This is a genomic window from Pseudomonas sp. P4_C4, assembly GCF_056402055.1.
The window spans coordinates 83172-108301 of the sequence record NZ_JBFUID010000034.1 but is presented as its reverse complement, the minus strand read 5'-3'; the positions used below and the strand labels follow the sequence as shown (position 1 = coordinate 108301).

Annotated in this window: 17 protein-coding genes; 12 read left to right on the top strand and 5 right to left on the bottom strand. The window is 60.3% G+C overall.

What is annotated here, in order from left to right:
• Positions 1-92 precede the first annotated feature (92 nt).
• From AC1DXW_RS18385 to aceE, 5 genes are all read right to left on the bottom strand, one after another.
• Entirely contained in the window at positions 93-791 is a 699-nt protein-coding gene (locus AC1DXW_RS18385) for an OmpW/AlkL family protein (protein WP_477753634.1), read from the bottom strand.
• A 145-nt stretch (positions 792-936) separates the two neighbouring features.
• Positions 937-3630: a sensor domain-containing phosphodiesterase gene (locus tag AC1DXW_RS18380; RefSeq protein WP_477753633.1), complete on the bottom strand. Its 2694-nt coding sequence runs from the start codon at positions 3628-3630 to the stop codon at positions 937-939.
• Positions 3631-3864: 234 nt separating this feature from the next.
• Entirely contained in the window at positions 3865-5259 is a 1395-nt protein-coding gene (locus tag AC1DXW_RS18375; RefSeq protein WP_477753632.1) for an alkaline phosphatase D family protein, read from the bottom strand.
• A 273-nt stretch (positions 5260-5532) separates the two neighbouring features.
• The gene (gene aceF, locus AC1DXW_RS18370) at positions 5533-7476 is read right to left on the bottom strand and encodes a dihydrolipoyllysine-residue acetyltransferase (RefSeq protein ID WP_477753631.1); all 1944 of its coding nucleotides are present in this window, start codon (positions 7474-7476) and stop codon (positions 5533-5535) included.
• A gap of 11 nt (positions 7477-7487) precedes the next feature.
• Positions 7488-10133 carry a pyruvate dehydrogenase (acetyl-transferring), homodimeric type gene (gene aceE, locus AC1DXW_RS18365; RefSeq protein ID WP_477753630.1) on the bottom strand — a complete coding sequence of 882 codons (2646 nt, stop codon included), beginning with the start codon at positions 10131-10133 and terminating at the stop codon, positions 7488-7490.
• A gap of 383 nt (positions 10134-10516) precedes the next feature.
• Between aceE and glnE the strand changes: the two genes are divergently transcribed.
• The 12 genes from glnE (at position 10517) to AC1DXW_RS18305 (ending at position 25124) form a co-directional block, all read left to right on the top strand.
• Positions 10517-13456, top strand: coding sequence for a bifunctional [glutamate--ammonia ligase]-adenylyl-L-tyrosine phosphorylase/[glutamate--ammonia-ligase] adenylyltransferase (glnE, locus tag AC1DXW_RS18360; protein ID WP_477753629.1), 2940 nt, complete (start codon positions 10517-10519; stop codon positions 13454-13456).
• 216 nt (positions 13457-13672) lie between these two features.
• Positions 13673-14707, top strand: coding sequence for a lipopolysaccharide heptosyltransferase II (gene waaF / locus AC1DXW_RS18355; RefSeq protein WP_477753628.1), 1035 nt, complete (start codon positions 13673-13675; stop codon positions 14705-14707).
• A 1-nt stretch (position 14708) separates the two neighbouring features.
• The gene (waaC, locus tag AC1DXW_RS18350; protein ID WP_477753627.1) at positions 14709-15770 is read left to right on the top strand and encodes a lipopolysaccharide heptosyltransferase I; all 1062 of its coding nucleotides are present in this window, start codon (positions 14709-14711) and stop codon (positions 15768-15770) included.
• On the top strand, positions 15770-16891 hold the full coding sequence (locus AC1DXW_RS18345; RefSeq protein WP_477753626.1) for a glycosyltransferase family 4 protein: 1122 nt from the start codon (positions 15770-15772) through the stop codon (positions 16889-16891). The genes waaC and AC1DXW_RS18345 overlap by 1 nt, the downstream gene beginning before the upstream one ends.
• Positions 16892-17698, top strand: coding sequence for a lipopolysaccharide core heptose(I) kinase RfaP (rfaP, locus tag AC1DXW_RS18340; RefSeq protein ID WP_477753625.1), 807 nt, complete (start codon positions 16892-16894; stop codon positions 17696-17698).
• On the top strand, positions 17698-18432 hold the full coding sequence (locus AC1DXW_RS18335) for a lipopolysaccharide kinase InaA family protein (protein ID WP_477753624.1): 735 nt from the start codon (positions 17698-17700) through the stop codon (positions 18430-18432). The genes rfaP and AC1DXW_RS18335 overlap by 1 nt, the downstream gene beginning before the upstream one ends.
• Positions 18429-19181, top strand: a complete 753-nt coding sequence (locus AC1DXW_RS18330; RefSeq protein WP_477753623.1) for a lipopolysaccharide kinase InaA family protein — start codon at positions 18429-18431, stop codon at positions 19179-19181. Before AC1DXW_RS18335 ends, AC1DXW_RS18330 begins: the two co-directional genes overlap by 4 nt.
• Positions 19181-20632 (top strand): lipopolysaccharide kinase InaA family protein, encoded by a 1452-nt coding sequence (locus tag AC1DXW_RS18325; RefSeq protein WP_477753622.1) that lies wholly within the window; start codon positions 19181-19183, stop codon positions 20630-20632. Before AC1DXW_RS18330 ends, AC1DXW_RS18325 begins: the two co-directional genes overlap by 1 nt.
• 222 nt (positions 20633-20854) lie before the next feature.
• Positions 20855-21190: a YceK/YidQ family lipoprotein gene (locus AC1DXW_RS18320; protein ID WP_477753621.1), complete on the top strand. Its 336-nt coding sequence runs from the start codon at positions 20855-20857 to the stop codon at positions 21188-21190.
• A gap of 166 nt (positions 21191-21356) precedes the next feature.
• Positions 21357-23114: a carbamoyltransferase family protein gene (locus AC1DXW_RS18315; RefSeq protein ID WP_477753620.1), complete on the top strand. Its 1758-nt coding sequence runs from the start codon at positions 21357-21359 to the stop codon at positions 23112-23114.
• Positions 23098-24228, top strand: a complete 1131-nt coding sequence (locus AC1DXW_RS18310) for a glycosyltransferase (protein ID WP_477760294.1) — start codon at positions 23098-23100, stop codon at positions 24226-24228. Before AC1DXW_RS18315 ends, AC1DXW_RS18310 begins: the two co-directional genes overlap by 17 nt.
• On the top strand, positions 24228-25124 hold the full coding sequence (locus AC1DXW_RS18305; RefSeq protein ID WP_477753618.1) for an antimicrobial resistance protein Mig-14: 897 nt from the start codon (positions 24228-24230) through the stop codon (positions 25122-25124). Before AC1DXW_RS18310 ends, AC1DXW_RS18305 begins: the two co-directional genes overlap by 1 nt.
• Positions 25125-25130 lie beyond the last annotated feature (6 nt).

The following is a 25130-nucleotide window of genomic DNA, read 5'->3' as shown; positions in this document are numbered from 1 at the left end:
TTACAGNNACAAATTCCTGTGGCGAGGGAGCAAGCTCCCTCGCCACAACGGCCTGGTTCACCACCACGTGAACATTCTTCCAGCGATGTCGCTTAGAACTTGTAACCCAGGCCAACCATGTACACAAACGGATCGACGTCGATGTTGACCTTGGCGCGGGTGCCCGGGGCAATGGCGTTGTTTTCCACTGTGGCGCGGGTATCGATGTCGATGTAGCGCACCTGGGCGTTGAGCATGACATGGTCGGTCAGCATGTAGTCGGCACCGACCTGCCAGGCCAGACCCCAGGAGTTCTTCGCATTGAAGTTACTGAAACCGGCGGACTTGGCTTCGCTGCTGAGGCTTTCGTCGTAGATCCAGGTGTAGTTGATGCCACCGCCGACATAGGGCTGGAAGGCCGACTTCGAATCCAGCGGGTAGTAGACCACGCTCAGGGTTGGCGGCAGGTGTTTCAGGGAACCGAGTTTGCCGTTGGCAGCAGGCAGGGCGGTACCTTTGAGATTCACGTCATGCTCGAACGGAGTGGCGGCAAGCAGTTCGATCCCCCAATTGTTGGTGAGCATGTAGGCGAAGTTCAGGCCCAGCTGCGTGTCGCTGTCCATGGTCGCCTTGCCGCCCAGGTTGGTACCGGCCAGCGGACCCTGATCGACCTTCACGCTGGAACTGTCGGCTTTCGGGTTAACGGTGATGGCGCCCGCCCGAAGGATGATGTCACCGGCCTCGTGGGCTTGGGCGAGCGGGGCTGCGAGCGCGAAGGCAACCAGCGAAGCGCTGAGCATGGACTTGTTCATGAGGGCTCCAGAGGACGTTAAAAATGTTCGATGTCCAATGGTAAGGTGCCTAACGAATCGGTCTTTTGATGCAGCTCAAGGAAAGTGGTAAGGAATGGATTTTGTAGCGATTTCGATGGCCCTTCGCGAGCAGGTTCTGTGTCTGTCAGGCGATTGGACCACGCGGGTAGCGCTTGAGCTTTTCGATCAGCTCATTGCCCGGGATCGGACGATCGAACAGGTAGCCCTGGCCGACGTCGCAGCGGTGACGGCGCAGGAACGACAACTGTTCGGCGGTTTCGATGCCTTCAGCCACGACCTTGAGTTTCAGGTTGTGCGCCATGGCGATCACCGCGGAGGTGATTTCCATGTCGTCCTGGTTGTCCGGGATTTCGTGGATGAAGCTTCGGTCGATCTTGATGATGTCGATGGGGAATTTTTTCAAGTAACTGAGCGACGAGTAACCGGTGCCGAAGTCGTCCATGGCCAGGGTCAGGCCCAGGCGCTTGAGTTGGTCGAGTTGCAAGTGGGTGTCTTCGGTGGCTTCCAGCAGCAGGCCTTCGGTCAGCTCCAGCTCCAGCAAATGAGCGGGGAGGGCTTCTTCCTTGAGGATGTTGGCAATGGAGGCCACCAGGTCCGGATCGGAAAACTGCTTGGGCGACAGGTTGATCGCCACTTGCAGGTTGCCCAGGCCGGCGGCGGTCAGCGCTTTGCTCATGCGGCATGCCTGGCGGGCGATCCATTTGCCGATCGGAATGATCAGTCCGGTTTCTTCGGCGACGCTGATGAACTGATCCGGGCGGATCATGCCCTTTTCCGGATGGTCCCAGCGCAGCAGTGCTTCCATGCCCAGCAGGCGACCGCTGCGCAGGCACAGCTTGGGCTGATAGAACACGTCGAGCTCGTTCTGGGTCAGGGCTCGGCGCAGGTTGTTCTCGACGAACAGCTTGTAGCTGGCCTCGGCGTTGAGCGCTTCGGTGAACACTTGCACCTGGTGTTTGCCGTTGGCCTTGGCCTTGTGCAGCGCCAACCCGGCATTGCGCATCAGGGTTTGCGGGTCGCGCCCGTGCAGCGGCGCGCAGGCCAGGCCCACGGAGCCGGTGACGCTGATCAACTGGTTGTCGACGAACATCGGTTTGTCGAGGGTCGCCAGCAATTGGTTGGCCACTTGCTGGCCCGTCGACAGGTCAGTGTTGTCCAGCAGCACGGCGAATTCATTACTGGCGAATCGCGCCAGGCTGCCGCTCGGAACCAGGCTGTTGCGCAGGCGCCGGGCGAGGCTGATCAGCAGTTTGTCGCCGGTCTGGTGGCCGAGGCTGTCGTTGATCCGCTTGAAGTTGTCGATGTCCACCAGCAACAGGCTGATCGGCGCATCGCTGTCCCGGGCAAAGCGTTCATCGAGGTTGCGGATGAACGCCGGGCGGTTGCCGAGGTTTGTCAGGTTGTCGGTGTAGGCCAGGCGCTCGATGCGTTGCTGAGCAAGCTTGGTCTGGGTGATGTCTTCGTATATGCCGATGTAGTGGGTCAGCTCGCGGTTGTCGCCGTAAACCTTGGAGATCGACAACTGGCCCCAGTAGGGTTCGAGGTTTTTCCGGCGACTCTTGAATTCGCCTTGCCAACTGTTGCTCTTGGCCAACGCCGAAGGTGCGTCGAACAGCAGTTCACTGAGGTTCTCCAGGGCCGGCAGTTCCGACAGGCGCTGACCGTGCACTTCTTCGGTGGAATATTGGGTGATCGCGGTGAAGCTCGGGTTGACGTATTCCACCACGCCGTCGCAGTTGACCAGCAGAAAGGCGTTGGCACTTTGCTCGACCGCACGCTGAAACAAGTGCAGGGCGCTGGTGGCGGTTCGACGATTGTGGTTACTGATGACCTGGGCAAACTGGTCCGCCAGTTCGCCAGCAAAAGCGATTTCGTCCTGTTGCCAGGCACGGGTCGCACCGGTCTGCTCCAGGCACAGCACGCCGACCACTTGGCCATCGACGCGGATACTGGCGTCGAGCATTGCGTTAACGTCGCGCGGGCGCAGGCTCTCGGCCATCTCCCGGGTACGCGGGTCGCGCATGGCGTTATGGGCGTCGATGGCGCGGCCGGTGTGCAAGGCGTCGAGGTAATCGGGGAACACGCTGACGTCGATCGGTTGCGGCAGCAGGTATTCCTGGTTCGTGCGGTGGTAGGCCGAGATCGGCACCAGCATCGAGCCTTCGAGGTGCCACAGGCTGGCGCAGTCGATTTCGTAAATGTCGCAGGCGCTGCGGGTGATCAGTTCGGCAGCTTCTTGCAGGGAATTGTTGCTGCTGTAGCGTTGCCGGGTCAGCAGCAGGATCAGGTCCTGCTGGGCACGCACCCGGTCCAGATGTAGCAGTTGCTCCTGCTGGGCACGCTGATTGAGTTCCAGGGCGATTTGCAGGCGCGAGTTCTGGGTTTCCAGATCCAGGGCCGGTTGCAGCGGGTCATCCTCGAACAGGCCGTCGATGACCAGCAGATAGCCGCGCAACAGGTGGCGGTTGTGTTGTTTGTAGGCTTCGCCCAGTTCCAGCAGATTCAGGGAGCCTGAGGCGGTGTGCAGGGTGTAGCGGATCAGGTAATGCGTGCTTTCAGTCAGCTGTTGCTGGACCGCGTCGTGCAGTTGATAGCGCGCTTGCGGCTCCATCAGGCTGGCGTAGGGCGAGCCCACCAGCGCACACAGCTCCACGGCCGGCAGGCCGAACTGGCGTTCGCAATTGGGATCAAGAAACAGCAGCGCCCAGCTGGGTTCATTAAGCCGTTCGAAACGCAGCATGCCGAGCCGCGAGGGCACAGGCAACTGCGTCACTACCTCGGCCACCATACGGCTGGCGGCATCGGGTTGGCTTTTCATGGAGGGAAACTCGCTTCGAATATGCTGAACGCGCTGGGCTCTCGCCCTCTTGACTGTTGCCTGCGGCAAGGTTGCATCATTGCGACACCGACTGACAAGAGAGATGAAGGCCAAGTGCTATAAGAATATGTCGGCAGGCGACGGGATTTCTTCAGTCGGTGGCAAAAAGTAATGCTGTTCGCCGAAAAGTCGCAGTTTTGCACGTGTTGCAAATGGCTACGATCTGTTTCCGGATCAGCGAAACCGGATGCCAATGGACTGCAATAACTTGCCTTCCCGATCGTGATAATTCACTTGAAGCTGCCCGGCATCGACGACCAGGTGTGCAAAGTTATCCTGGCTGATCACGTTGCTGGTCAGCTCATGGAAATAGTCGCCGGAAGCGGTGCGGACCAGGGGCTGATCGAGGGCGAACGTGGCGGCCGTGGCATAGGGCAACATTCTGCTGTTGCACAGCGGTGACGAGACGATGGTGTGGACTTCGAAATCCGGGTCCTCGCTGTGGGTAAGCCGACTGGTCAGCGAGCCGTGAACATCACCGGAAATGAACACGACGTTCTTGATGCAGTGTGTGCGAATGCTCTCCAGCAGCCGTAGTCGTTGTTCAGGGAAGGCCTGCCAAGCGTCATCACCCAGGCGTTTGCGGTCGGGGTAGAACATGACACTGGTGACCACGAGTTTGACCCGTGCCGGACTGTGGATCAGCCAGTCGCACAAGGCCTGTTCCTGGGCTGCGTCGAGAATGCGTCGGTCAGTGGTCGACAGATTGCGTCGGGTTCGACTGTCGGTAACAAACCATTCGATATCACCTTCAGTAAATTGATACCAGTATTTGTCCAGTCGTTTATTTATCAGTCCATCACTGGTTAGTGCATGAGCTGGGCTATGGCTGGCCTGATACAACTCATAGGCCCTGATTGCGTTTGCATATAAGTAGTCATCGGACCTGCTCTTGTTGGCGGGCCAGTTGTCCTCTATTTCATGGTCGTCAAGGATCATGTAAGTGGGCAGGCTGGACATTAATCTGCCGATATTTATCTGCGAAAACGCCACGCGATATTTTTGCAGGATTTCCTTGAGTTCCCGATCAGGAGCAATGATGTTCAAATCATCGACGTAGATTTGGTCTCCCGTCATCACCAGCGCGCTGACGGGAGGGCTGGCTTGCTCCACCAGGCGTGAAATTGAAGCGAAGATTCTGTCGCCCAAGTGAGGGGCCAAGGCGATACCTGCGGTCATGCGCAGGTATCGGCAAGAGCCGACAATGTAGGCCCTTGGCAGGTTGGCTTCGCTGGAGCGGGTACGCAATTGATAAGTCTGTCGTGGCCATTGCAGCGGCAGTTCCTTCACCGTGTCGACGGTGTGCGCCGGGCTCGTCGGGCTGAACCACCCGGCCTGATATTCATAGTCGGAGTCGGCGGACAGGTTGTTTAGTGCAAAGACTTCGCACATGTCGTGCTCGGGTTCGAGTTTTGTAAAGCTGCCTTTTGACCAGTGATCTTCGCCTTGTCGTCTATAACGAATGCCGGCAAATACCAAGGTGTTTTTATTGTATTCGCCGCGCAAAAAAATACGTGCGTGATTAGTGGTGGTGTGGCCAATAATCGGGCCGACAGTTGGTTTAAGCATGTTTGAGTCCATTCGGCTGCCAACGAATTAGATAGATGGTTGTTTCGGATGTAATAAGTAGTCTTTCAGTCAAGGCTAGTTATTTGGCCCGAAAAAATATCTGGCAGAAATGGATTCGAGTTGTGGGCGATATCAGCCACAAATGTAGGAAGACGTTTTAAGCAGAAAATTCAGGCAAAAAAAGCCCCGCCAAATTGGCGGGGTTGAGGTACGAGCGTGGCGCTCGGAAACGTGGAACGCACTGGCCCTCCGGTGAGGGAGGGCCGGTCGGTGTTACAGGAGCATGGTGCGGATGTCGCCCAGCAGGTCGCTCAGACGCTTGGTGAAGCGTGCAGCAGCGGCGCCGTTGATCACGCGGTGATCGTAGGACAGCGACAGCGGCAGCATCAGTTTCGGCTGGAAGGCTTTGCCGTCCCAGACTGGCTGGATGGTTGCCTTGGAAACACCGAGGATCGCCACTTCCGGCGCGTTGACGATCGGCGTGAAGCCGGTGCCGCCAATGTGGCCGAGGCTGGAAATGGTGAAGCAGGCGCCTTGCATCTCATCCGACGAGAGCTTCTTGGTCCGGGCTTTTTCAGCCAGGGAAGCAGCTTCGGCGGCCAGTTGCAGCAGGCTCTTCTGGTCGACGTTCTTGATGACCGGTACCAGCAGGCCATCCGGGGTGTCGACGGCGAAGCCGATGTTCACGTATTTCTTGCGGATGATCGCTTTGCCGCTTGGCGCCAGCGAGCTGTTGAAGTCCGGCAGTTCCTTGAGCAGGTGCGCACAGGTCTTGAGCAGCAACGGCAGGATGGTCAGCTTGACGCCGGCCTTCTCTGCAACGGCTTTCTGGGCAACACGGAACGCTTCGAGTTCGGTGATATCCGCCGAGTCGAATTGCGTCACGTGCGGCACGTTCAGCCAGCTGCGGTGCAAGTTGGCGGCTCCGACCTGCATCAGGCGGGTCATCGGCACTTCTTCGATTTCACCGAAGCGGCTGAAGTCCACGACCGGAATCGGCGGGATGCCCGCGCCACCGGTTGCGCCGGCAGCAGCGGCCGGTGCTTCCTTGGCCTTCTGCATCATGGCTTTGACGTAAACCTGCACGTCTTCTTTCAGGATGCGACCGTGCGGACCGCTGGCGCCAACGGCGCTCAGCTCGACGCCGAATTCTCGGGCCAGTTGACGCACGGCAGGGCCGGCGTGAACCTTGGCGCCTGGCTTGGCTGGAGCGGCGGCCGGGGCTGCAACAGGTGCGGCGGCGGCAGGTGCAGCAGCTGGAGCAGGTGCGCTCGGAGCCGCAGCGGCAGGTGCCGGAGCGGCGCCTTTGACTTTCAGCTTGAGGATCAGGTCGCCGGTACCGACTTCGTCATCGAGCTTGATGGAAACGCTTTCCACCACGCCAGCGGCTGGCGACGGGATTTCCATGCTCGCCTTGTCGGATTCCAGAGTGATCAGCGACTGGTCGGCCACAACGGTGTCGCCGGCCTTGACCAGGACTTCGATGATCTTGGCCTTGCCCGCCGAACCGATGTCCGGAACGTGGATGTCCTGAACGCTGTCGGCCACTGGAGCAGCCGGTGCGGCAGCGGCAGGCGCTGGAGCAGCGGCGGCAGGTGCGGCCGCCTGAGCTGGAGCGGCAGCAACTGGTGCAGCAGCACCCGCCACTTCCAGATCCAGGATCAGGTCGCCGGTGCCGACTTCGTCGTTGAGCTTGACGCTGATGGCCTTGACCACGCCAGCGGCAGGCGACGGGATTTCCATGCTCGCCTTGTCGGATTCCAAGGTGATCAGTGACTGATCAGCCGCGACGGTGTCGCCGACCTTGACCTGGATCTCGATGATCTGGGCCTTGCCCGACGAACCGATGTCCGGCACGTACACTTGCTGAACGCTGGCAGCAGCCGGCGCAGCAGGAGCAGGGGCGGCGGCAGGTGCAGCAGCCGGTTTGGCTTCAGCCTTGGCCGCCGGCGCAGCGGCAGCCGCAGGAGCCGCAGTAGCGGCACCTTCGACTTCCAGCTCCAGCAGTTCGTCGCCTTCTTTCAGGCGATCGCCCAGCTTCACTTTCAGGCTCTTGATGATACCGGCCTTCGGCGCAGGCACTTCCATGCTCGCCTTGTCCGACTCAAGTGTCAGGATGCTCTGATCGGCTTCGATACGGTCGCCGACCTTCACAAACAGTTCAATTACTTCACCTTCACCGCTGCCGATGTCAGGTACGCGAATGAGTTCGCTCACAGAATCTCTCCTCAGCAGTCCAGTGGGTTGCGTTTTTCCGGGTTGATACCGAACTTGGCGATGGCTTCAGCCACAACCTTAGGTTCGATGTCACCACGGTCAGCCAGTGCTTCCAGGGCTGCCAACACCACGAAATGACGGTCGACTTCGAAGAAATGACGCAGTTTCTTGCGGCTGTCGCTGCGGCCGAAACCGTCGGTGCCCAGGACTTTGAATTCCTTGGACGGTACCCACTGACGGATCTGCTCGGCGAACAGTTTCATGTAGTCGGTAGACGCGATGACCGGACCTTTACGGCCGTTCAGGCACTCTTCGACGTAGCTCAGCTTAGGCTTCTGGCCCGGGTGCAGACGGTTGGTGCGTTCAACGGCCAGGCCGTCGCGACGCAGTTCGTTGAAGCTGGTAACGCTCCACACGTCGGCGCCGACGTTGAACTCTTCGCGCAGGATCTTCGCTGCTTCACGGACTTCACGCAGAATGGTGCCGGAGCCCATCAGCTGAACGTGGTGCGCCGCTTCGCGGGTGTCTTCTTCGAGCAGGTACATGCCTTTCTTGATGCCTTCTTCGGCACCGGCCGGCATGGCTGGCTGCTGGTACGACTCGTTCATTACGGTGATGTAGTAGAAGACGTCCTGTTGCTCTTCGGTCATCTTCTTCATGCCGTCCTGAATGATCACCGCCAACTCGTAGCCGTAGGTTGGATCGTAGGTGCGGCAGTTCGGGATGGTCGCGGCCAGCAGGTGGCTGTGACCGTCTTCGTGTTGCAGGCCTTCACCGTTCAGGGTGGTACGGCCGGCGGTGCCGCCGATCAGGAAGCCACGGGTGCGGCTGTCGCCAGCGGCCCAGGCCAGGTCGCCGATACGCTGGAAGCCGAACATCGAGTAGAAGATGTAGAACGGCAGCATCGGCTGGTTGTGGCTGGAGTACGAAGTACCGGCAGCGATGAAGGAGCTCATGGCGCCCGCTTCGTTGATGCCTTCCTCGAGGATCTGACCCTTCTGGTCTTCCTTGTAGAACATCACCTGGTCTTTATCGACTGGCTCGTAGAGCTGGCCGACGGAGGAGTAGATGCCCAGCTGACGGAACATGCCTTCCATACCGAAGGTACGGGCTTCGTCCGGGATGATCGGCACGATGCGCGGACCGATTTCCTTGTCCTTGACCAGTTGCGCGAGGATCCGCACGAAGGCCATGGTGGTGGAGATTTCGCGGTCGCCCGAGCCGTCCAGGATCGCCTTGAGGGTGTCCAGTGGCGGAGTCGGGATGTTGAAGCTCTTGGCGCGACGCTGAGGTACGAAGCCGCCCAGTGCGGTACGGCGCTCGCTCAGGTAACGGGCTTCGGCGCTGCCTTCTTGCGGTTTGAAGAATGGCAGGTTTTCCAGCTCATCGTCCTTGACCGGGATGTCGAAACGATCACGGAACAACTTCAGGCTGTCGACGTCGACTTTCTTGGTGTTGTGCGCAGTGTTCTTCGCTTCGCCGGCACCGGTGCCATAACCCTTGATGGTCTTGGCCAGGATGACGGTCGGTTGTTCTTTGTGGTTGACCGCTTCGTGGTACGCCGCGTAGACCTTGTACGGGTCGTGGCCGCCACGGTTGAGTTTCCAGATCTCGTCGTCGGACAGGTCTTCGACCATTGCCTTGAGTTCAGGCGTGTTGAAGAAGTGTTCACGCACGAACGCGCCGTCTTTGGCCTTGTAGTTCTGGTACTCGCCGTCGATGACTTCGTCCATGCGGCGTTGCAGGATGCCGTCGACATCCTTGGCCAGCAGTGGGTCCCAGAAACGGCCCCAGATGACTTTGGTCACGTTCCACTGGGCACCGCGGAACACGCCTTCGAGTTCCTGGATGATCTTGCCGTTGCCGCGAACCGGGCCGTCGAGGCGTTGCAGGTTGCAGTTGATGACGAAGATCAGGTTGTCCAGCTTCTCGCGGCCGGCCAGGGAGATCGCACCCAGGGATTCCGGCTCGTCGCACTCGCCGTCGCCCAGGAAGCACCAGACTTTCTGTTTGCCCGGCTGAATGAAGCCACGGTGTTCCAGGTACTTCATGAAGCGTGCCTGGTAGATCGCCTGGATCGGGCCCAGACCCATGGATACGGTCGGGAACTGCCAGAAGTCAGGCATCAGCCAAGGGTGCGGGTAGGACGACAGGCCCTGACCGTCGACTTCCTGGCGGAAGTTGTTCATCTGGTCTTCGGTGATGCGGCCTTCCATGAATGCGCGGGCGTAAACGCCTGGCGAGGTGTGGCCCTGGAAGTAGATCAGGTCGCCGCCGTGTTCGTCGCTCGGGGCCTGGAAGAAGTAGTTGAAGCCGATGTCATACAGGGTCGCACTGGAAGCGAAGCTGGAGATGTGACCGCCGAGGTCAGAATCTTTCAGGTTTGTACGCATTACCATGGCCATCGCGTTCCAGCGTACCAGCGAGCGAATGCGGCGTTCCATGAACAGGTCGCCAGGCATGCGTGCTTCGTGGGTAACGGGGATCGTGTTGCGGTAAGGTGTGGTGATGGCGTAAGGCAACTGCGAACCGCTGCGGGTCGCGAGTTCACCCATACGGGTCATCAGATAGTGAGCACGGTCTTCGCCTTCTTTGTCGAGAACCGATTCCAGGGCGTCCAGCCATTCCTGGGTTTCGACGGGATCGAGGTCTTGCATGGCTTGCTCCAGGGCGGAAAGGCTACCAGAATCGGTTGCCTGAGTTAGCGACTGGCCTTGTGGGCAGACGTTATGAATTCTTGGATTGCCGACAGGTTGTTCCGGCGGCGTGTAGTTTTACTACAAATCTTCCGGCATTTCAGCCCGTCTAATGTATATACGAGTAGTAAAACTACAGATGAGCGGCTTGTCGCCCCCGGCTGCGTTGTGAGAATAATCGTTAAGGTTGGTCTTTTTCCAACTACAGAAGGTAAAAGCTTGATGCTGGCTGCCAAAATTAAAGAAATCTCAGCTATTTCTAACTTTTGTTCGACAGTCCCTCAGGTAGTGAGTTTTCGAAAACCACTACATGCAGTCCGTTGTACGCCGATCAAGGATAGACCATGAGCCTCCCTTCGCTTGCCGAACTGCCCGCCATTCTCCTGCCGTTGGTCTCCCGCGCCGAGCAGTCGTTCCGGGCTGCCGTCGCTGCCCTGGACGATGACCACGGGCTGTCCACCTGGACGCCGGAACGCTGGGCGCAATTTGCCCGCGTCACCGCCGCCAGCGATTTCGTGATTGAACAGTGTGCTCGTGACCCTTTGATGTTGCTGGAGCTGGTGCAGTCCGGCGAACTGGATCGCCGCTTCGCTCCCGGCGAGTTGTGCGGGCAGATCGCGGCCGCCGTGAGCGAGGCCGAGTCCGACGATCAGCTTGGCCGCGCCTTGCGCCGCCAGCGTGCACGCCATCAGGTGCGGATCATCTGGCGCGACCTGACCCGCCAGGCCGATTTGATCCAGACCTGTCGCGACCTTTCGGACATGGCGGATGCCAGCATCGATCAGGCCTATCAATGGTTGTATGTGCGGCATTGCCAGCAGTTCGGCGTGCCGACCGGGCGGCGCAGCGGCGAGCCGCAGCAGATGGTCATTCTCGGCATGGGCAAGCTCGGCGCCGTGGAGCTGAACCTGTCCTCGGACATCGATCTGATTTTTGCCTACCCCGAGGGCGGCGAAACCGTCGGTGTGAAACGCGCGCTGGATAACCAGGAGTTCTTCATTCGTCTGGGCCAGCGGCTGATCAAGGCCCTGGACCCGATGACCGTCGACGGCTTTGTATTTCGCGTCGACATGCGCTTGCGACCTTACGGTTCGTCCGGCGCTCTGGTGCTGAGCTTCAACGCGCTGGAACAGTATTACCAGGACCAGGGTCGCGACTGGGAACGCTACGCGATGATCAAGTCGCGGGTGGTGGCCGGCGATCAAGTAGCCGGCGCGCAACTGCAGGAGATGCTGCGGCCGTTCGTTTACCGGCGCTACCTGGACTTCTCGGCCATCGAAGCGCTGCGCACCATGAAGCAACTGATCCAGCAGGAAGTACGGCGCAAGGGCATGGCCGACAACATCAAGCTCGGTTCCGGCGGTATTCGTGAAGTCGAGTTCATTGCCCAGGCGTTCCAGCTGATTCACGGCGGCCGCGATTTGAGCTTGCAGCAACGCCCGCTATTAAAAGTGCTGAGCACGCTGGAAGGTCAGGGTTACCTGCCGCCGGCCGTGATCGGCGAGCTGCGTGAAGGTTACGAATTCCTGCGTTACACCGAACACGCGATTCAGGCGATTGCCGATCGCCAGACGCAAATGTTGCCCAGTGGCGAGCAGGATCAGGCGCGCATTGCCTTTATGCTGGGTTTCGCCAACTGGACGGCGTTCCACGAACAACTGATGTATTGGCGCGGCCGCGTGGCCTGGCACTTCGGGCAGGTGATCGCCGATCCCGACGAAGAGCAGGGCGCCGAAAGCGAAGTGGTGGTCGGCGGTGAGTGGTTGCCGCTGTGGGAAGAGGCTCAGGACGATGAGGCCGCTTGCCGCCAACTGGAAGAGGGTGGCTTCAAGGATGCCCCCAAAGCCTTGAAAGCCTTGGCCGGCTTGCGCAGTAGCCCGCAATTGCGGGCGATGCAGCGTCTGGGCCGCGAACGTCTCGATGCTTTTATTCCGCGTCTGCTGGCACAGGCCGTGGAACATGACAATCCGGACCTGGTACTGGAACGGGTGCTGCCGCTGGTTGAAGCCGTGGCCCGTCGCTCCGCGTATCTGGTGTTGTTGACCGAGAACCCCGGTGCGCTGCGGCGTTTGTTGACGCTGTGTGCGGCAAGTCCGTGGATCGCCGAGCAAATCACCCGTTTCCCGTTACTGCTCGACGAACTGCTCAACGAAGGCCGGCTGTTCAAACCGCCATTGGCGCCAGAATTGGCGGCCGAGTTGCGCGAGCGCCTGACGCGGATTCCCGAGGACGACCTCGAACAGCAAATGGAAGCCCTGCGCCACTTCAAGCTGGCGCACCGCTTGCGGGTGGCCGCTTCGGAAATCGCCGGCAGTCTGCCGCTGATGAAAGTCAGCGATTACCTGACCTGGCTCGCCGAAGCGATCCTGGAGCAAGTGCTGGCATTGGCCTGGCGCCAGACCGTGGCCAAGTACGGCACGCCACTGCGCACCGATGGCACCTTGTGCGATCCCGGCTTCATCATTGTCGGTTATGGGAAAGTCGGCGGCCTGGAACTCGGGCATGGTTCGGACCTGGACCTGGTGTTCATCCACGATGGCGATCCGCAGGCTGAAACCGACGGACCCAAACCCATCGATGGCGCGCAATTTTTCACCCGTCTGGGGCAACGGATCATTCACTTGCTGACAGCGCAGACCAACTCCGGGCAGCTGTATGAGGTGGACATGCGTCTGCGGCCGTCCGGTGCGTCGGGGTTGCTGGTGAGTTCCCTCGGGGCGTTTGCCCGTTATCAGGAGAACGAAGCCTGGACTTGGGAACATCAGGCGCTGGTGCGTGCGCGGGTGTTGGTGGGCAGTCAGGATGTCGGCCAGGCATTCGAGAAAGTCCGCGCCGCGATATTGGGCAAAACCCGTGATCTACCGACCCTGCGTCAGGAGGTCAGCGAGATGCGCGCCAAGATGCGCGATAACCTCGGCAGCAAGAGCACGGCGGCCGGCACCGGGGCAAATGCCTTCGAAGCCACGGCGCCGTTCGATATCAAGCAGGACGCCGGAGGTATCGTCGATATTGAATTTATGGTGCAATACGCGGCCCTGGCGTGGTCCGAAACACACCCGCCATTGCTGCGCTGGACGGACAATATCCGCATTCTGGAAGAACTGGAGCATGAAGGGCTGATGCCCGTCGAAGATGCCAGTCTGTTGCGTGAAGCGTATAAAGCCTACCGCTCCGCCGCCCACCGGCAGGCCTTGCAGAAGGACCCCGGGGTGATACCGGGCGACCAGTTCGCGGACGAACGGCGGCAGGTCATGCGGATCTGGCTTGAGCTGGGGCTAAGCTGAAACGGGATATTTGATACGCCAATATTCCCTGTAGGAGCGAGCTTGCTCGCGATGGTCGTTAACGATAACGCGGCGAGCCTGACACCCTGAGGGGTCTCAGGTTCATCGTCGGATCGCCGCCCGGAGCAAGCTCGCTCCTACAGTAGATTTGCGTTGTTCTGTAGAATTTTCGAGGCGGGGAGGCGTAGGCCTCCCCGGTTCGTTTATGGAAACCACATGAAAATTCTGATCGTTGGGCCCAGTTGGGTCGGTGACATGGTGATGGCGCAGACACTGTTCCAGTGTTTGAAGCAACGCCACCCGCAATGCGAAATCGACGTGCTGGCCCCCGAGTGGAGCCGGCCGATTCTTGAGCGGATGCCCGAAGTTCGCCAGGCCTTGAGCTTTCCGCTCGGTCACGGTGTCCTGGAGCTGGCAACGCGTTGGCGCATCGGCAAATCCCTGGCTGGCCAGTACGACCAGGCGATCCTGCTGCCCAATTCCCTGAAGTCGGCGCTGGTGCCGTTCTTTGCCAGCATCCCGAAACGCACAGGCTGGCGTGGCGAGTTCCGCTATGGCCTGCTCAATGACGTGCGCACGCTGGATAAGGATCGTTACCCGCTGATGATCGAGCGCTTCATGGCCCTGGCTTACGAGCCTGGCGTTGAATTGCCAAAGCCGTATCCGCGCCCGACGCTGCAGATCGATTCGGTCACGCGCGAGGCGGCACTGGCAAAGTTCGGCCTGACCCTCGACCGTCCGGTGTTGGCCCTGTGCCCTGGTGCCGAGTTTGGCGAGTCCAAGCGCTGGCCGTCCGAGCATTACGCCAAGGTCGCCGAAGCGAAGATCCGCGAAGGCTGGCAAGTCTGGCTGTTCGGATCGAAAAACGACCATGCCGTGGGCGAAGACATCCGCGCGCGGCTGATTCCCGGTCTGCGTGAAGAGTCAGCGAACCTCAGTGGCGGCACCTCGCTGGCCGAAGCCATCGACCTGATGTCCTGTGCAGATTCTGTGGTGTCCAACGACTCCGGCCTGATGCACGTCGCCGCCGCGCTGAACCGCCCGCTGGTCGCGGTCTACGGTTCGACGTCGCCGGGCTTCACGCCACCGCTGGCCGAGCACGTGGAAATCGTACGCCTGGGCATCGAGTGCAGTCCGTGCTTCGATCGCACCTGCCGTTTCGGCCATTACAACTGCCTGCGCCAGCTCATGCCGCAGGCCGTGAACGAAGCCTTGCAGCGGTTGCAAGGCACTGTGGTCGAGGTCAAATAGCTTGCGGGTTCTGTTGATCAAGACTTCTTCGCTGGGCGACGTCATTCACGCGTTACCGGCGTTGACCGACGCGGCGCGGGCGATTCCCGGCATCAAATTCGACTGGGTAGTGGAAGAAGGCTTTGCCGAAATCCCGACCTGGCATCCGGCGGTGGGCAAGGTGATTCCGGTGGCGATCCGTCGCTGGCGCAAAAACATCTGGCAGACCATTAAGAGCGGCGAGTGGAAGCGCTTCAAACAAAGCGTTCGCGCCACCAGATATGACTTGGTGATAGACGCCCAGGGCTTGCTGAAAAGCGCCTGGCTGACCCGTTACGTCAAGGCTCCGGTGGCCGGCCTCGATAAAAGCTCCGCACGCGAGCCCATTGCTGCGCGCTTTTATGATCGACGTCTGGCCGTTGCCCGTGGGCAGCACGCGGTGGAGCGAGTGCGTCAGTTGTTCGCCATTGCGTTGGGCTATGACTTGCCCAAAGGTCTGGGCGACTACGGACTGAATATCGAGCGCCTGGTGGAGTTGCCGCGCAAGAATCCTTACGTGGTGTTTTTGCACGGCACCACCTGGGACACCAAGCACTGGCCCGAAGCCTACTGGCGCGAGCTGACCGAACGGGTTGGCTACCTTGGCGTCGGGGTGAAGTTGCCCTGGGGCAATGCCCTGGAGAAAGCCCGGGCCGAGCGTATCGCCGCGGGTTTCAAGCACGCCGAAGTGCTGCCAAAACTGAACCTGGCGGGTGTCGGCAAGGTGCTGGCCGGCGCGCAAGCCTGCGTGGCGGTGGATACCGGCTTGGGCCATCTGGCCGCCGCACTGGATGTGCCGACGCTGTCGCTGTTCGGTCCGACCAATCCGGGCCTGACCGGCGCCTATGGCAAAGTGCAGATTCACATGGCCAGCGACTTCCCTTGTGCACCGTGCCTGCAAAAGAAATGCACTTATCAGCCGACGGCTGAAGATGCCCGTCAATTTGACCTGAAACGCGAGTGGCCGTTGTGCTTCACGCGTCTGAATCCCGAGCGTGTCGCCAGCCGACTGAGCACGTTGTTAATGGCTGAGGAGCTGCGCTGATGCAATTGGCATTTGTCCTGTACAAATATTTCCCGTTCGGCGGCTTGCAGCGCGATTTCATGCGAATCGCCCTGGAGTGCCAGAAGCGCGGTCATCAGATTCGCGTCTACACGCTGATCTGGGAGGGTGACGTGCCGCCGGGTTTCGAAGTGCTGGTGGCGCCGGTCAAGGCGTTCTTCAACCATCGCCGCAACGAGAAGCTCAGCGAGTGGATGGAAGCGGACCTGGCCAAGCGCCCGGTCGACCGCCTGATTGGCTTCAACAAGATGCCGGGCCTGGACGTCTACTACGCCGCCGACGGCTGCTTCGAAGACAAGGCGCAGAACCTGCGTAACTCGCTGTATCGCCGTTGGGGCCGCTATCGCCACTTCGCCGAATACGAGCGGGCGGTGTTCGCCAGGGACGCCAAGACCGAAGTGTTGATGATTTCCGAGGTTCAGCAGCCGTTGTTCATCAAGCATTACGACACGCCGCTGGAGCGCTTCCACCTGCTGCCACCGGGCATCGCCCAGGACCGTCGCCGGCCGCCGGATGCCGATGAAGTTCGCGCAGGGTTCCGCGCTGAATTCGATCTCAAGGACGACGAACTGCTGCTGGTGCAGATCGGCTCCGGGTTCAAGACCAAGGGCGTGGACCGTAGCCTCAAGGCACTGGCGGCATTGCCTGCCGAGTTGAGGAAACGCACCCGGCTGTTTGTAATTGGCCAGGATGACCCCAAATTATTCCAGATGCAGAGTGCGACACTGGGGCTTGGAGAAAACGTGACGTTCCTTAAAGGCCGCAGCGATATCCCGCGTTTCCTGTTGGGTGCCGATCTGTTGATCCACCCGGCGTACAACGAAAATACCGGCACCGTGCTGCTCGAGGCGCTGGTGGCCGGTTTGCCGGTGCTGGTGAGCGCGGTGTGCGGGTACGCCCATTACATTGCCGAGGCCGACGCCGGCCTGGTGCTGGACGAACCGTTCGATCAGGCACAGCTGACGCAGTACCTGACCGGCATGTTGAACGACGCTCAAGCAAGGGCGGCCTGGAGCCGCAATGGTCTGGCCTACGCCGGGACGGCCGACCTCTACAGCATGCCGCAGCACGCGGCCGATGTGATTCTGGCGGAGCACGCTTAAATGAAGTTGATGCTGGCTGAACCGTTCAAGAGCCTCTGGGCCGGACGCGACCCGTTCGCCGAAGTCGAGGGGCTCAAGGGCGAGGTGTACCGCGAGCTGGAAGCGCGCCGGACCTTACGCACGGAAGTCGATGGCAACGGATTTTTCGTGAAAATCCACCGTGGCATCGGCTGGGGCGAAATCTTCAAGAACCTGCTCACTGCCAAGCTTCCAGTATTGGGGGCCGGTCAGGAGTGGCAGGCCATTCAACGCCTGCAGCAAGTTGGCGTGCCGACCATGACCGCCGTCGCGTATGGCGAGAAGGGCAGCAACCCCGCCGACCAGCACTCGTTCATCGTCACCGAGGAGCTGGCGCCGACGGTCAGTCTGGAAGATTTCAGTATCAACTGGATCAAGCAGCCACCGGAGCCAAAGCTCAAGCGCGCGCTGATCGCCGAAGTCGCACGCATGACCGGCATGATGCACCGCGCCGGGGTCAATCACCGCGACTGCTACATCTGCCATTTCCTGCTGCATACCGACAAACCGGTGACCGCCGACGACTTCAAACTCTCGGTGATCGACCTGCACCGCGCCCAGACCCGCCCGGCGATCACCTCGCGCTGGCGCAACAAGGACCTGGCCGCGCTGTACTTTTCCGCGCTGGACATTGGCCTGACCCGCCGCGACAAGCTGCGTTTCCTCAAAGGCTATTTCCAGCAGCCGCTGCGTCAGATCCTGATTGAAGAGGCGTCTTTGCTGGCATGGCTCGACGGCAAGGCCAACAAGCTCTACGAGCGTAAACAGCGATACGGGGATGCGCTCTGATGTCGGGTTGGAAACTGGAACCGGCCTACAGCGAACTGGCCGATGACTTTGGCAGCCTCGAGGCTGTGTTTGCGCTGCAAGGCGAGCGTTTGACCAGTGATCTGCTTTCGGAGGTCATCCGGGTCGAGCGCAATGGCGTCAACTATTACGTCAAGCGGTATGTGGGCGCTGGCAAAGGCTTGCGGCGTTACCTGGGCAAGCCTCGGGTGAAGATGGAATGGCAGAACCTCAAGCGCTTCGCCAAGTGGGGCATCCCCACGGCCGAAGTGGTGGCCTGGGGGCTGGAACGACGCGGTGTGGCCTACGCTCGCGGCGCGATGATTACCCGGGAGCTGCCTCGTACCGAAGACTTGTCGGCACTGGCCGAGCGTCGCGACCCGAAACTTTCGGATCGCGCCTGGGTCGATACCGTCAGTCGTCAGCTGGCCGAATATACCCGGACCATGCACGACCACCGCTTCACCCATAATGATTTGAAGTGGCGCAACCTGCTGATCGACGATGAGGCTCGAGTGTTTTTGATCGATTGCCCCAACGGCGATTTCTGGCGCGGTTTCTGGCTCAAGTACCGTATTACCAAGGATCTGGCGTGCCTGGACAAGGTCGCCAAGTATCAACTGTCGGCAACCCAGCGCCTGCGCTTTTACCTGCAATACCGCAATCGGACCCGGCTCAACGCTGCGGACAAAAAACGTATCCGGCACGTGGTGAGATTTTTCGAGGGGCGTGAATGACTGATTTTCTGGCCGCTGAAGACCGAGCGCTGCTTGAGCGCCACGGCCTCGGCACATTCGAAGCACTCTGGGCCAAGCAACTCGATGCGGTGGACGAGCCCAACACCGGTCGCGGCGGCTGGAGCAGCGTGTTTCGGCTGGATCTGGAAGGTCATGGTTTCTACCTCAAGCGTCAAAGCAACTACCTGACCCGCACCTTGCGTGCGCCGTTCGGCGAGCCGAGTTTCGCTCGCGAGTTTCGCAACATCTCCCTCTACCGGAGGATGGGCATTCCGGCGCTGGAAGCGGTGTTCTACGGGGAGCGCAAGGTCGATGGCGAAGTCCGCGCGATCCTGCTGACCCGTGCCCTGGATGGTTGGGACGATCTCGACTCGCTGTTGCAGCACTGGGCTGAATTGAGCCCTGAGCAGCACTCGGAAATCCTCAAGGCCATTGGCGAACTGGCCAGGCAGTTGCACGCTGCACGCCAGGTGCATGGGTGCTTCTATCCCAAGCATATTTTCATGCGCGCCACCGGCAACGGCTATCAGGCTCAATTGATCGACCTGGAAAAAACCCGACCACTGCTGTACGGGCAGCGTGACCGAATCAAGGACCTGGAACCGCTGACGCGTCGCGCGCCCGAGTGGGGAGAGTCGCACCTGCGGCAATTGCTGGCCGCCTATCTGGATCAACCACAGGACAGCTCGTTGATCGACAGCTGGCTGGGGCGTTTGACGACGCGGCGCAGCCAAAAGGGACCACGCTGATGCGTTTATCCGAGTTGAAGTCCGCCGGCCGCAATCCGGCGTTGCCATTGAGCGTTTCGCTGGCTGATGCCGCCGGCCCCGCCGAGCTACAACTGCTGAGCCTGTTGCGGGTGTTGCCGGGGCAGCGTTATGTCGGTGCCGGCGTCTGGCGTGGCCGGCCGGTGTTGGCCAAGTTGCTGGTCGGCAGCAAGGCTTCGCGGCACTTCCAGCGTGAGCTGGACGGCGTGCGCTTGCTTGCCGCTCAAGGATTGACCACGCCGCAGCTGTTGGCCGATGGCCTGAAAGAGGGTGAGGGTGGTTGGCTGCTGTTCGAGTTTCTGGAAGGCGCCGAAAGCCTGGGTGATACCTGGAAGCAGGTTGAGCAGCAGCCCGTGCTGTCCGATGGGCAAGGAGCGGTGCTGGCCGAGGCGTTAGGTGCCATCGGTCAAATGCACCGCAAAGGCCTGTGGCAGGAAGATCTGCACCTGGACAACCTGCTGCGTCAGCGTGGTCGTCTGTACTTGATCGACGGCGCCGGGATTTGCTCCGAAACACCTGGCCAGCCGCTGTCGCGGCAGAAGGTCCTGGAAAACCTCGGGGTGTTCTTCGCCCAGTTGCCGAAGTCGATCGAGCCCTTCATTGAAGAGTTGCTGGTGTATTACCTGCTCAGCAACGGCGAGCACGCCTTGCCCATGGAGGCGCTGCAGAAGCAGATCGACAAGGTCCGCAGCTGGCGCCTCAAGGACTTCCTGATCAAGGTCGGCCGCGAGTGCACGCTGTTCAGCGTCCAGCGCGGTGCCTTCGGATTGCGGGCGATTCGCCGCGAGGAAGAGCCGTCGATGGTGCCGGTGCTGGAGCAGGCCGATACCCTGCTCGATCAGGGGCATCTGTACAAGACCGGGGGCGCGGCGAGCGTCGGTAAGGTCGAGGTGGATGGCCGCACGCTGGTGATCAAGCGCTACAACATCAAGGGCTTCGCCCACTGGCTCAAACGCTTCTGGCGTCCGAGCCGGGCCTGGCATTCATGGCGCGAAGGCAATCGCCTGGCGTTCCTCGGGATTGCCACGCCCAAGCCGCTGGTGTTGCTGGAAAAGCGTTTTCTGTGGCTGCGCAGCCGGGCGTACCTGATCACCGAGTATCTGTCGGGGCCGGACATCATCGAGCGTTTTGCGCCGTATGTTGAAAGCGGTGATGCACCGGAAGCCGAGCTGGCGGCGCTGGATCATTTGTTTGCCGAGCTGATTCGCGAACGCATCAGTCATGGCGACTTCAAGGGGCATAACCTGTTCTGGCAGCAAGATCGCTGGGCGTTGATCGACCTCGATTCGATGTGCCAGCACGGTTCTCTCGGCAGTTTCGCCCCGGCGTATGCCAGGGATCGCGCACGGTTCATGCGCAATTGGCCTGAAGGCAGCGCCCTTTACCGGGTCATCGATCAGCGGTTGCCCAAAGACATCTCCAGCGCTGGCTGAATCAGGACCTTCGGTCCTATCGCGGGCAAGCCCGCTCCCACAGTGAATATGTGTTCGACAAAGATTCAGTGTGGGAGCGAGCTTGCTCGCGATGAGGCCGGAACTGCCAACCGAGAAAGCAGACAAGTTCTTGTGATCCGTCCTACGCGATCTTGGGAAGTCATGAACTGTGGCTGAAATCGCCCCGATGCTAGTTTGCCTGACGTTCTCGGAGGTCAGGCTGTGACGATCAAAATGGCAGTTTCAGCAGGTGTTTTATCAGTGTCGCTAATGGGCTGCGGGACCGCCGCCACCGTCCTGCAGGATGAAGCCGAAGCAGCGCAGGGGCTGCGCAGGCAAAAGACCTATTGCCAGTCCATCCCGCGGGTCTACAGCGGCCTGGCTTATGACTTCTGTGTATTGAATGCGCCGCCAGACCCTACGGGTTTCCTTGTGCCACTCGTATTGCTGGACTTGGCCGTGTCTGGCGCGCTGGACACCGTTGTCTTGCCGTACACGATTTACCGGCAAAGCGTGGACGGCAATATTTCCATCTATTGGCGACCTGCGCGCGGATAAAAAATGTCGCGAGGCCCCGGCCGTAGTTGCATGCCGCTTGCGGCTAGAGGTTTGCCGCTGCTTTTACGCTATAATCCCGCCCTTTAGCTGTCTCTCGCCCCTTGCGAGGGCACATTAATTTTTGAGGCGCTTGCGCCTGCATGCAGACTAAAGAGGCTAGACCCCTGTGGCATTGACGATTCTTGGCCTGTCCGGCGCCCTTAGCCATGATCCTTCCGCAGCCCTGTACATCGACGGCAAGCTGGTCGCGGCGGCTGAAGAGGAACGCTTCGTACGCGATAAACATGCAAAGAACCGCATGCCCTACGAATCGGCGAAATTCTGCCTGGAACAGGCTGGCATCAAGCCGTCCGATGTCGACGTGGTAGCGATCCCGTTCGCCCCGATCAGTCTGTTCGGCAAGGCCCGCTGGCAGTACGCCAAGCGTTACTGGTACGCCCCGGACCGCGCCCTCGACGCGATCCTGATGGGCAACCGTCGCTACAAGCGCTATCGCAACAAGATCGTCTGGTGCCTGGAGCAACTGGGCTTTGATCCGAAGAAGATCAAGATCGAGCCGGTCGAACACCACCTGGCCCACGCCTCCAGCGCTTATCACTGCTCCGGTTTCAAAGAGAAAACCGCGATCCTCGGTATCGACGGCAAGGGCGAGTACGCCACGACCTTCTTCGGTTACGGCGAAAACGGCAAGATCCACAAGATCAAGGAATTCTTCGATCCGGACTCCCTCGGCGGCCTGTACGGCGCGATCACCGAGTTCCTCGGTTTCGATATGCTCGACGGTGAGTTCAAGGTCATGGGCATGGCGCCGTACGGCGACGCCAGCAAATACGATTTCTCGCGCCTGGCTTCGTTCGAAAACGGCGAGCTGGTAATCAACACCGACTACGCCAACGTCATCGGCCTGCGTCGCTACAAAGAGAAGGGCAAGGGTTATTACTTCTCGCCGAAGCTGATCGAGTGGCTGGGTCCGAAGCGCGAAGGCGACATCGCCGACGAGCCGTACATCCACTACGCCGCGAGCATTCAAGCGCTGTTCGAAAAAATTGCGCTGCAGATGATCGACTACTACCTGGGCGACGTGCTCAAGGAAACCGGTAAACTGGCCTACGCCGGTGGCTGTGCGTTGAACGTCAAGCTCAACCAGAAAATCATCGCCCGCGATGACGTCAAAGAGCTGTTCGTACAGCCGGCGTCCGGCGATGCCGGCACCGCGGTCGGCGCTGCTGCCTATGTGTCTCACGCCCGTGGCGTACCGGTCGAGAAGATGGAACACGTCTACCTCGGCCCGTCGTACAGCAACGAAGATGTTATCGCTGCGTGCGCCCGTCACGCCAACAAGCCGACGTGGCGCAAGCTCGACAACATGCCGGAGCAGATCGCCAAAATCATGGTCGATGGCAACCCGGTGGCCTGGTTCCAGGGCCGCATGGAGTTCGGTCCGCGTGCATTGGGCGGTCGTTCGATCATCGGTTGCCCGAGCATTGCGGGCGTGGCTGACCGGATCAACCACCAGATCAAGTTCCGCGAGCGCTGGAGGCCTTTCTGCCCGTCGATGCTCGACACCGTGGCGCCGCAGATGATCAAGATCGATCACCCGGCTCCGTTCATGACCTTCACCTTCGAAGTGGCGGAAGAGTGGAAAACCCGCGTGCCGGAAGTCGTCCACGAAGACGGCACTTCCCGCGCCCAGGTACTCAAGCGCGAATACAACCCGCGCTACTACGACATGATGAAAGCGCTGGAAGTGCTCACCGGCAACGGCGTGTCGCTCAACACCTCGCTCAACCGTCGCGGCGAACCGATGATCTGCTCGCCGACCGACGCCCTGAACATGTTCTTYGGTTCGGATCTACAGTATCTGATCATGGAAGACATCCTRGTGGTCAAAGAGGGCGCGAACGCCTATGACACGTTCGGCTGAACGCCATGTGCTGCAGTTCTGCCACGGCTATGACGGGCCGTTCCTGGACTGCGCACGGCAGTACGCCAGCCTGTTCGCGGGGACCGGTTATCGAGTGACCACGGTGTTTCTCACCGGAGTTGCCGATGCCGAAGTCGCCGCGGGTTGTGCTTCCGATGAAGTGCTATTCATGGAGTACAGCTCCAAGGCCATTCGTGGCCTGAAGCTGGGTGCCATCGGCGATCTGCGCAAGATCGTCGCGTCGCGCAACTTCAGTTTCTGCATTGCTCACCGCTTCAAGCCGATCTATATCGCCTTGCTCGGCACGTCGTTGCCGGTGATTGGCGTGCATCACGCTTTTGACGATTACAAGCGTGGTAGCCGCAAACTGTTCGCGCATATTTTCCGCAAGCGTTTGAGTCTGCTCGGTGTGTCCGACGCCGTGCGCGACGACATGCGCAATTGCCTGCCGAAGTGGCCGGCTTCGCGGATCCAGACCATGTACAACCGTATCGACGTAGATGCCTTGCAAGCCTCGCAGGTGTTGGCTCGCGAGGCCCGGGAAACTCTCGGGCTGGCGGCGGATGCCTGGATCGTCGGCAACGTCGGACGGCTGCATCCGGACAAGGACCAGGCCACGCTGTTGCACGGTTTCGCCGAGGCGTTGCCGGGGTTGCCGGCCAACAGTCAACTGGTGATTCTCGGTAAGGGGCGTCTGGAGGAAAACCTCAAGGCTCAAGCCCGGGAGCTGGGTATCGGTGACCGGGTTCTGTTTCTCGGTCAGGTGCCTGATGCGCGCAACTACTTCCGGGCCTTCGATGTGTTTGCCCTGAGCTCCGATCACGAACCGTTCGGCATGGTGCTGCTGGAGGCCATGGCCGCTGGTGTACCTTTGCTCGCAACGGCGTGCGGCGGAGCGAAAGAAGTGGTCGAAGGCGTGGGCATCCTGTTCCCGTTGGGCGATGCCGAGCGTCTGGCCCAAGGGCTGCAACATCTGGCTGGCATGGATGATCAGCAACGCCGACAGTGTGCCGAGTTAATGCTCGAGCGCCTGCGCGAACGCTTCTCCGATTGCGCGGTACGCGATGCTTTCTGGCATTTGCCGCATGTTACCGAACTGGCACAGAGGGGCTGATGCTCAACCGATTTCAAGGCTGGCGCGAGCGTGGCTGGGCGGTAGTCGACGGCTCGACATACGCCGAAACCTGGCAACGTTATGGCGGCAGTGTCGCGACTCATCCCATGGTGGTCGAGCGGCTGGCGCAACTGGCTGACATTCCGGTGCGTTACCTGGCCTGGGTGCAGGGCGATGAGGTCAAGGCGGCGATCCCGACCTGGGGCCGCGACTTGGCCTTGTCCAAGGACGTGCTCAAGCGTCGCGGCAAAAAAGGTCTGTTCGATCTGGGCAACGCCGAGATCATCCTGCCGGCCGCTGCCGATGCCCAGGTGCCATTGCGCCATCGCGCGCGGTATCTGTCGGCGCTGAACGAAGGCCGTTTCACTGGCATCAGGTTGCAGACCGAGCAACTGGCCATGGCCCGTACCCCCGAAGAGCTGTCGAAAAAGTTTCGCTATAACCAGCGCCGCGAGTTGCGCTTGCTGGAAGAGGCCGGTGGCGTGGTTCGACCGGTGTCCGAATTTTCCAGCTTCGATCTGGCGGCGATTTACTGCGACCTGTTCCAGCGCCGCTGGGGTTTCCCGGCGACGGGTGCCGAGCGCATGGCTGATGTCATCGAGTTGCTGCGCGAGTTGCTGATCGGTTCGGTGATTTTCCTCAACGATGCGCCGATTGCGATTCAACTGGTGTACCGCGTAGAAACCACGCAGTGGATCAGTGTCGAGTACATCAACGGCGGGGTCGATCCACAAACCCGTGAGTTCAGCCCCGGCAGCGTGCTGAGTTTCCTCAATACGCAAAGCGCCTGGGAGCATGCCCGGGCGCAGGACAAACCGTTGCGCTTTTCCTTCGGTCGCGCCGACCGTGAATACAAGGATCGCTGGTGCAACCCCGTGCCGGTCTTCACTGTATGAGCCAAG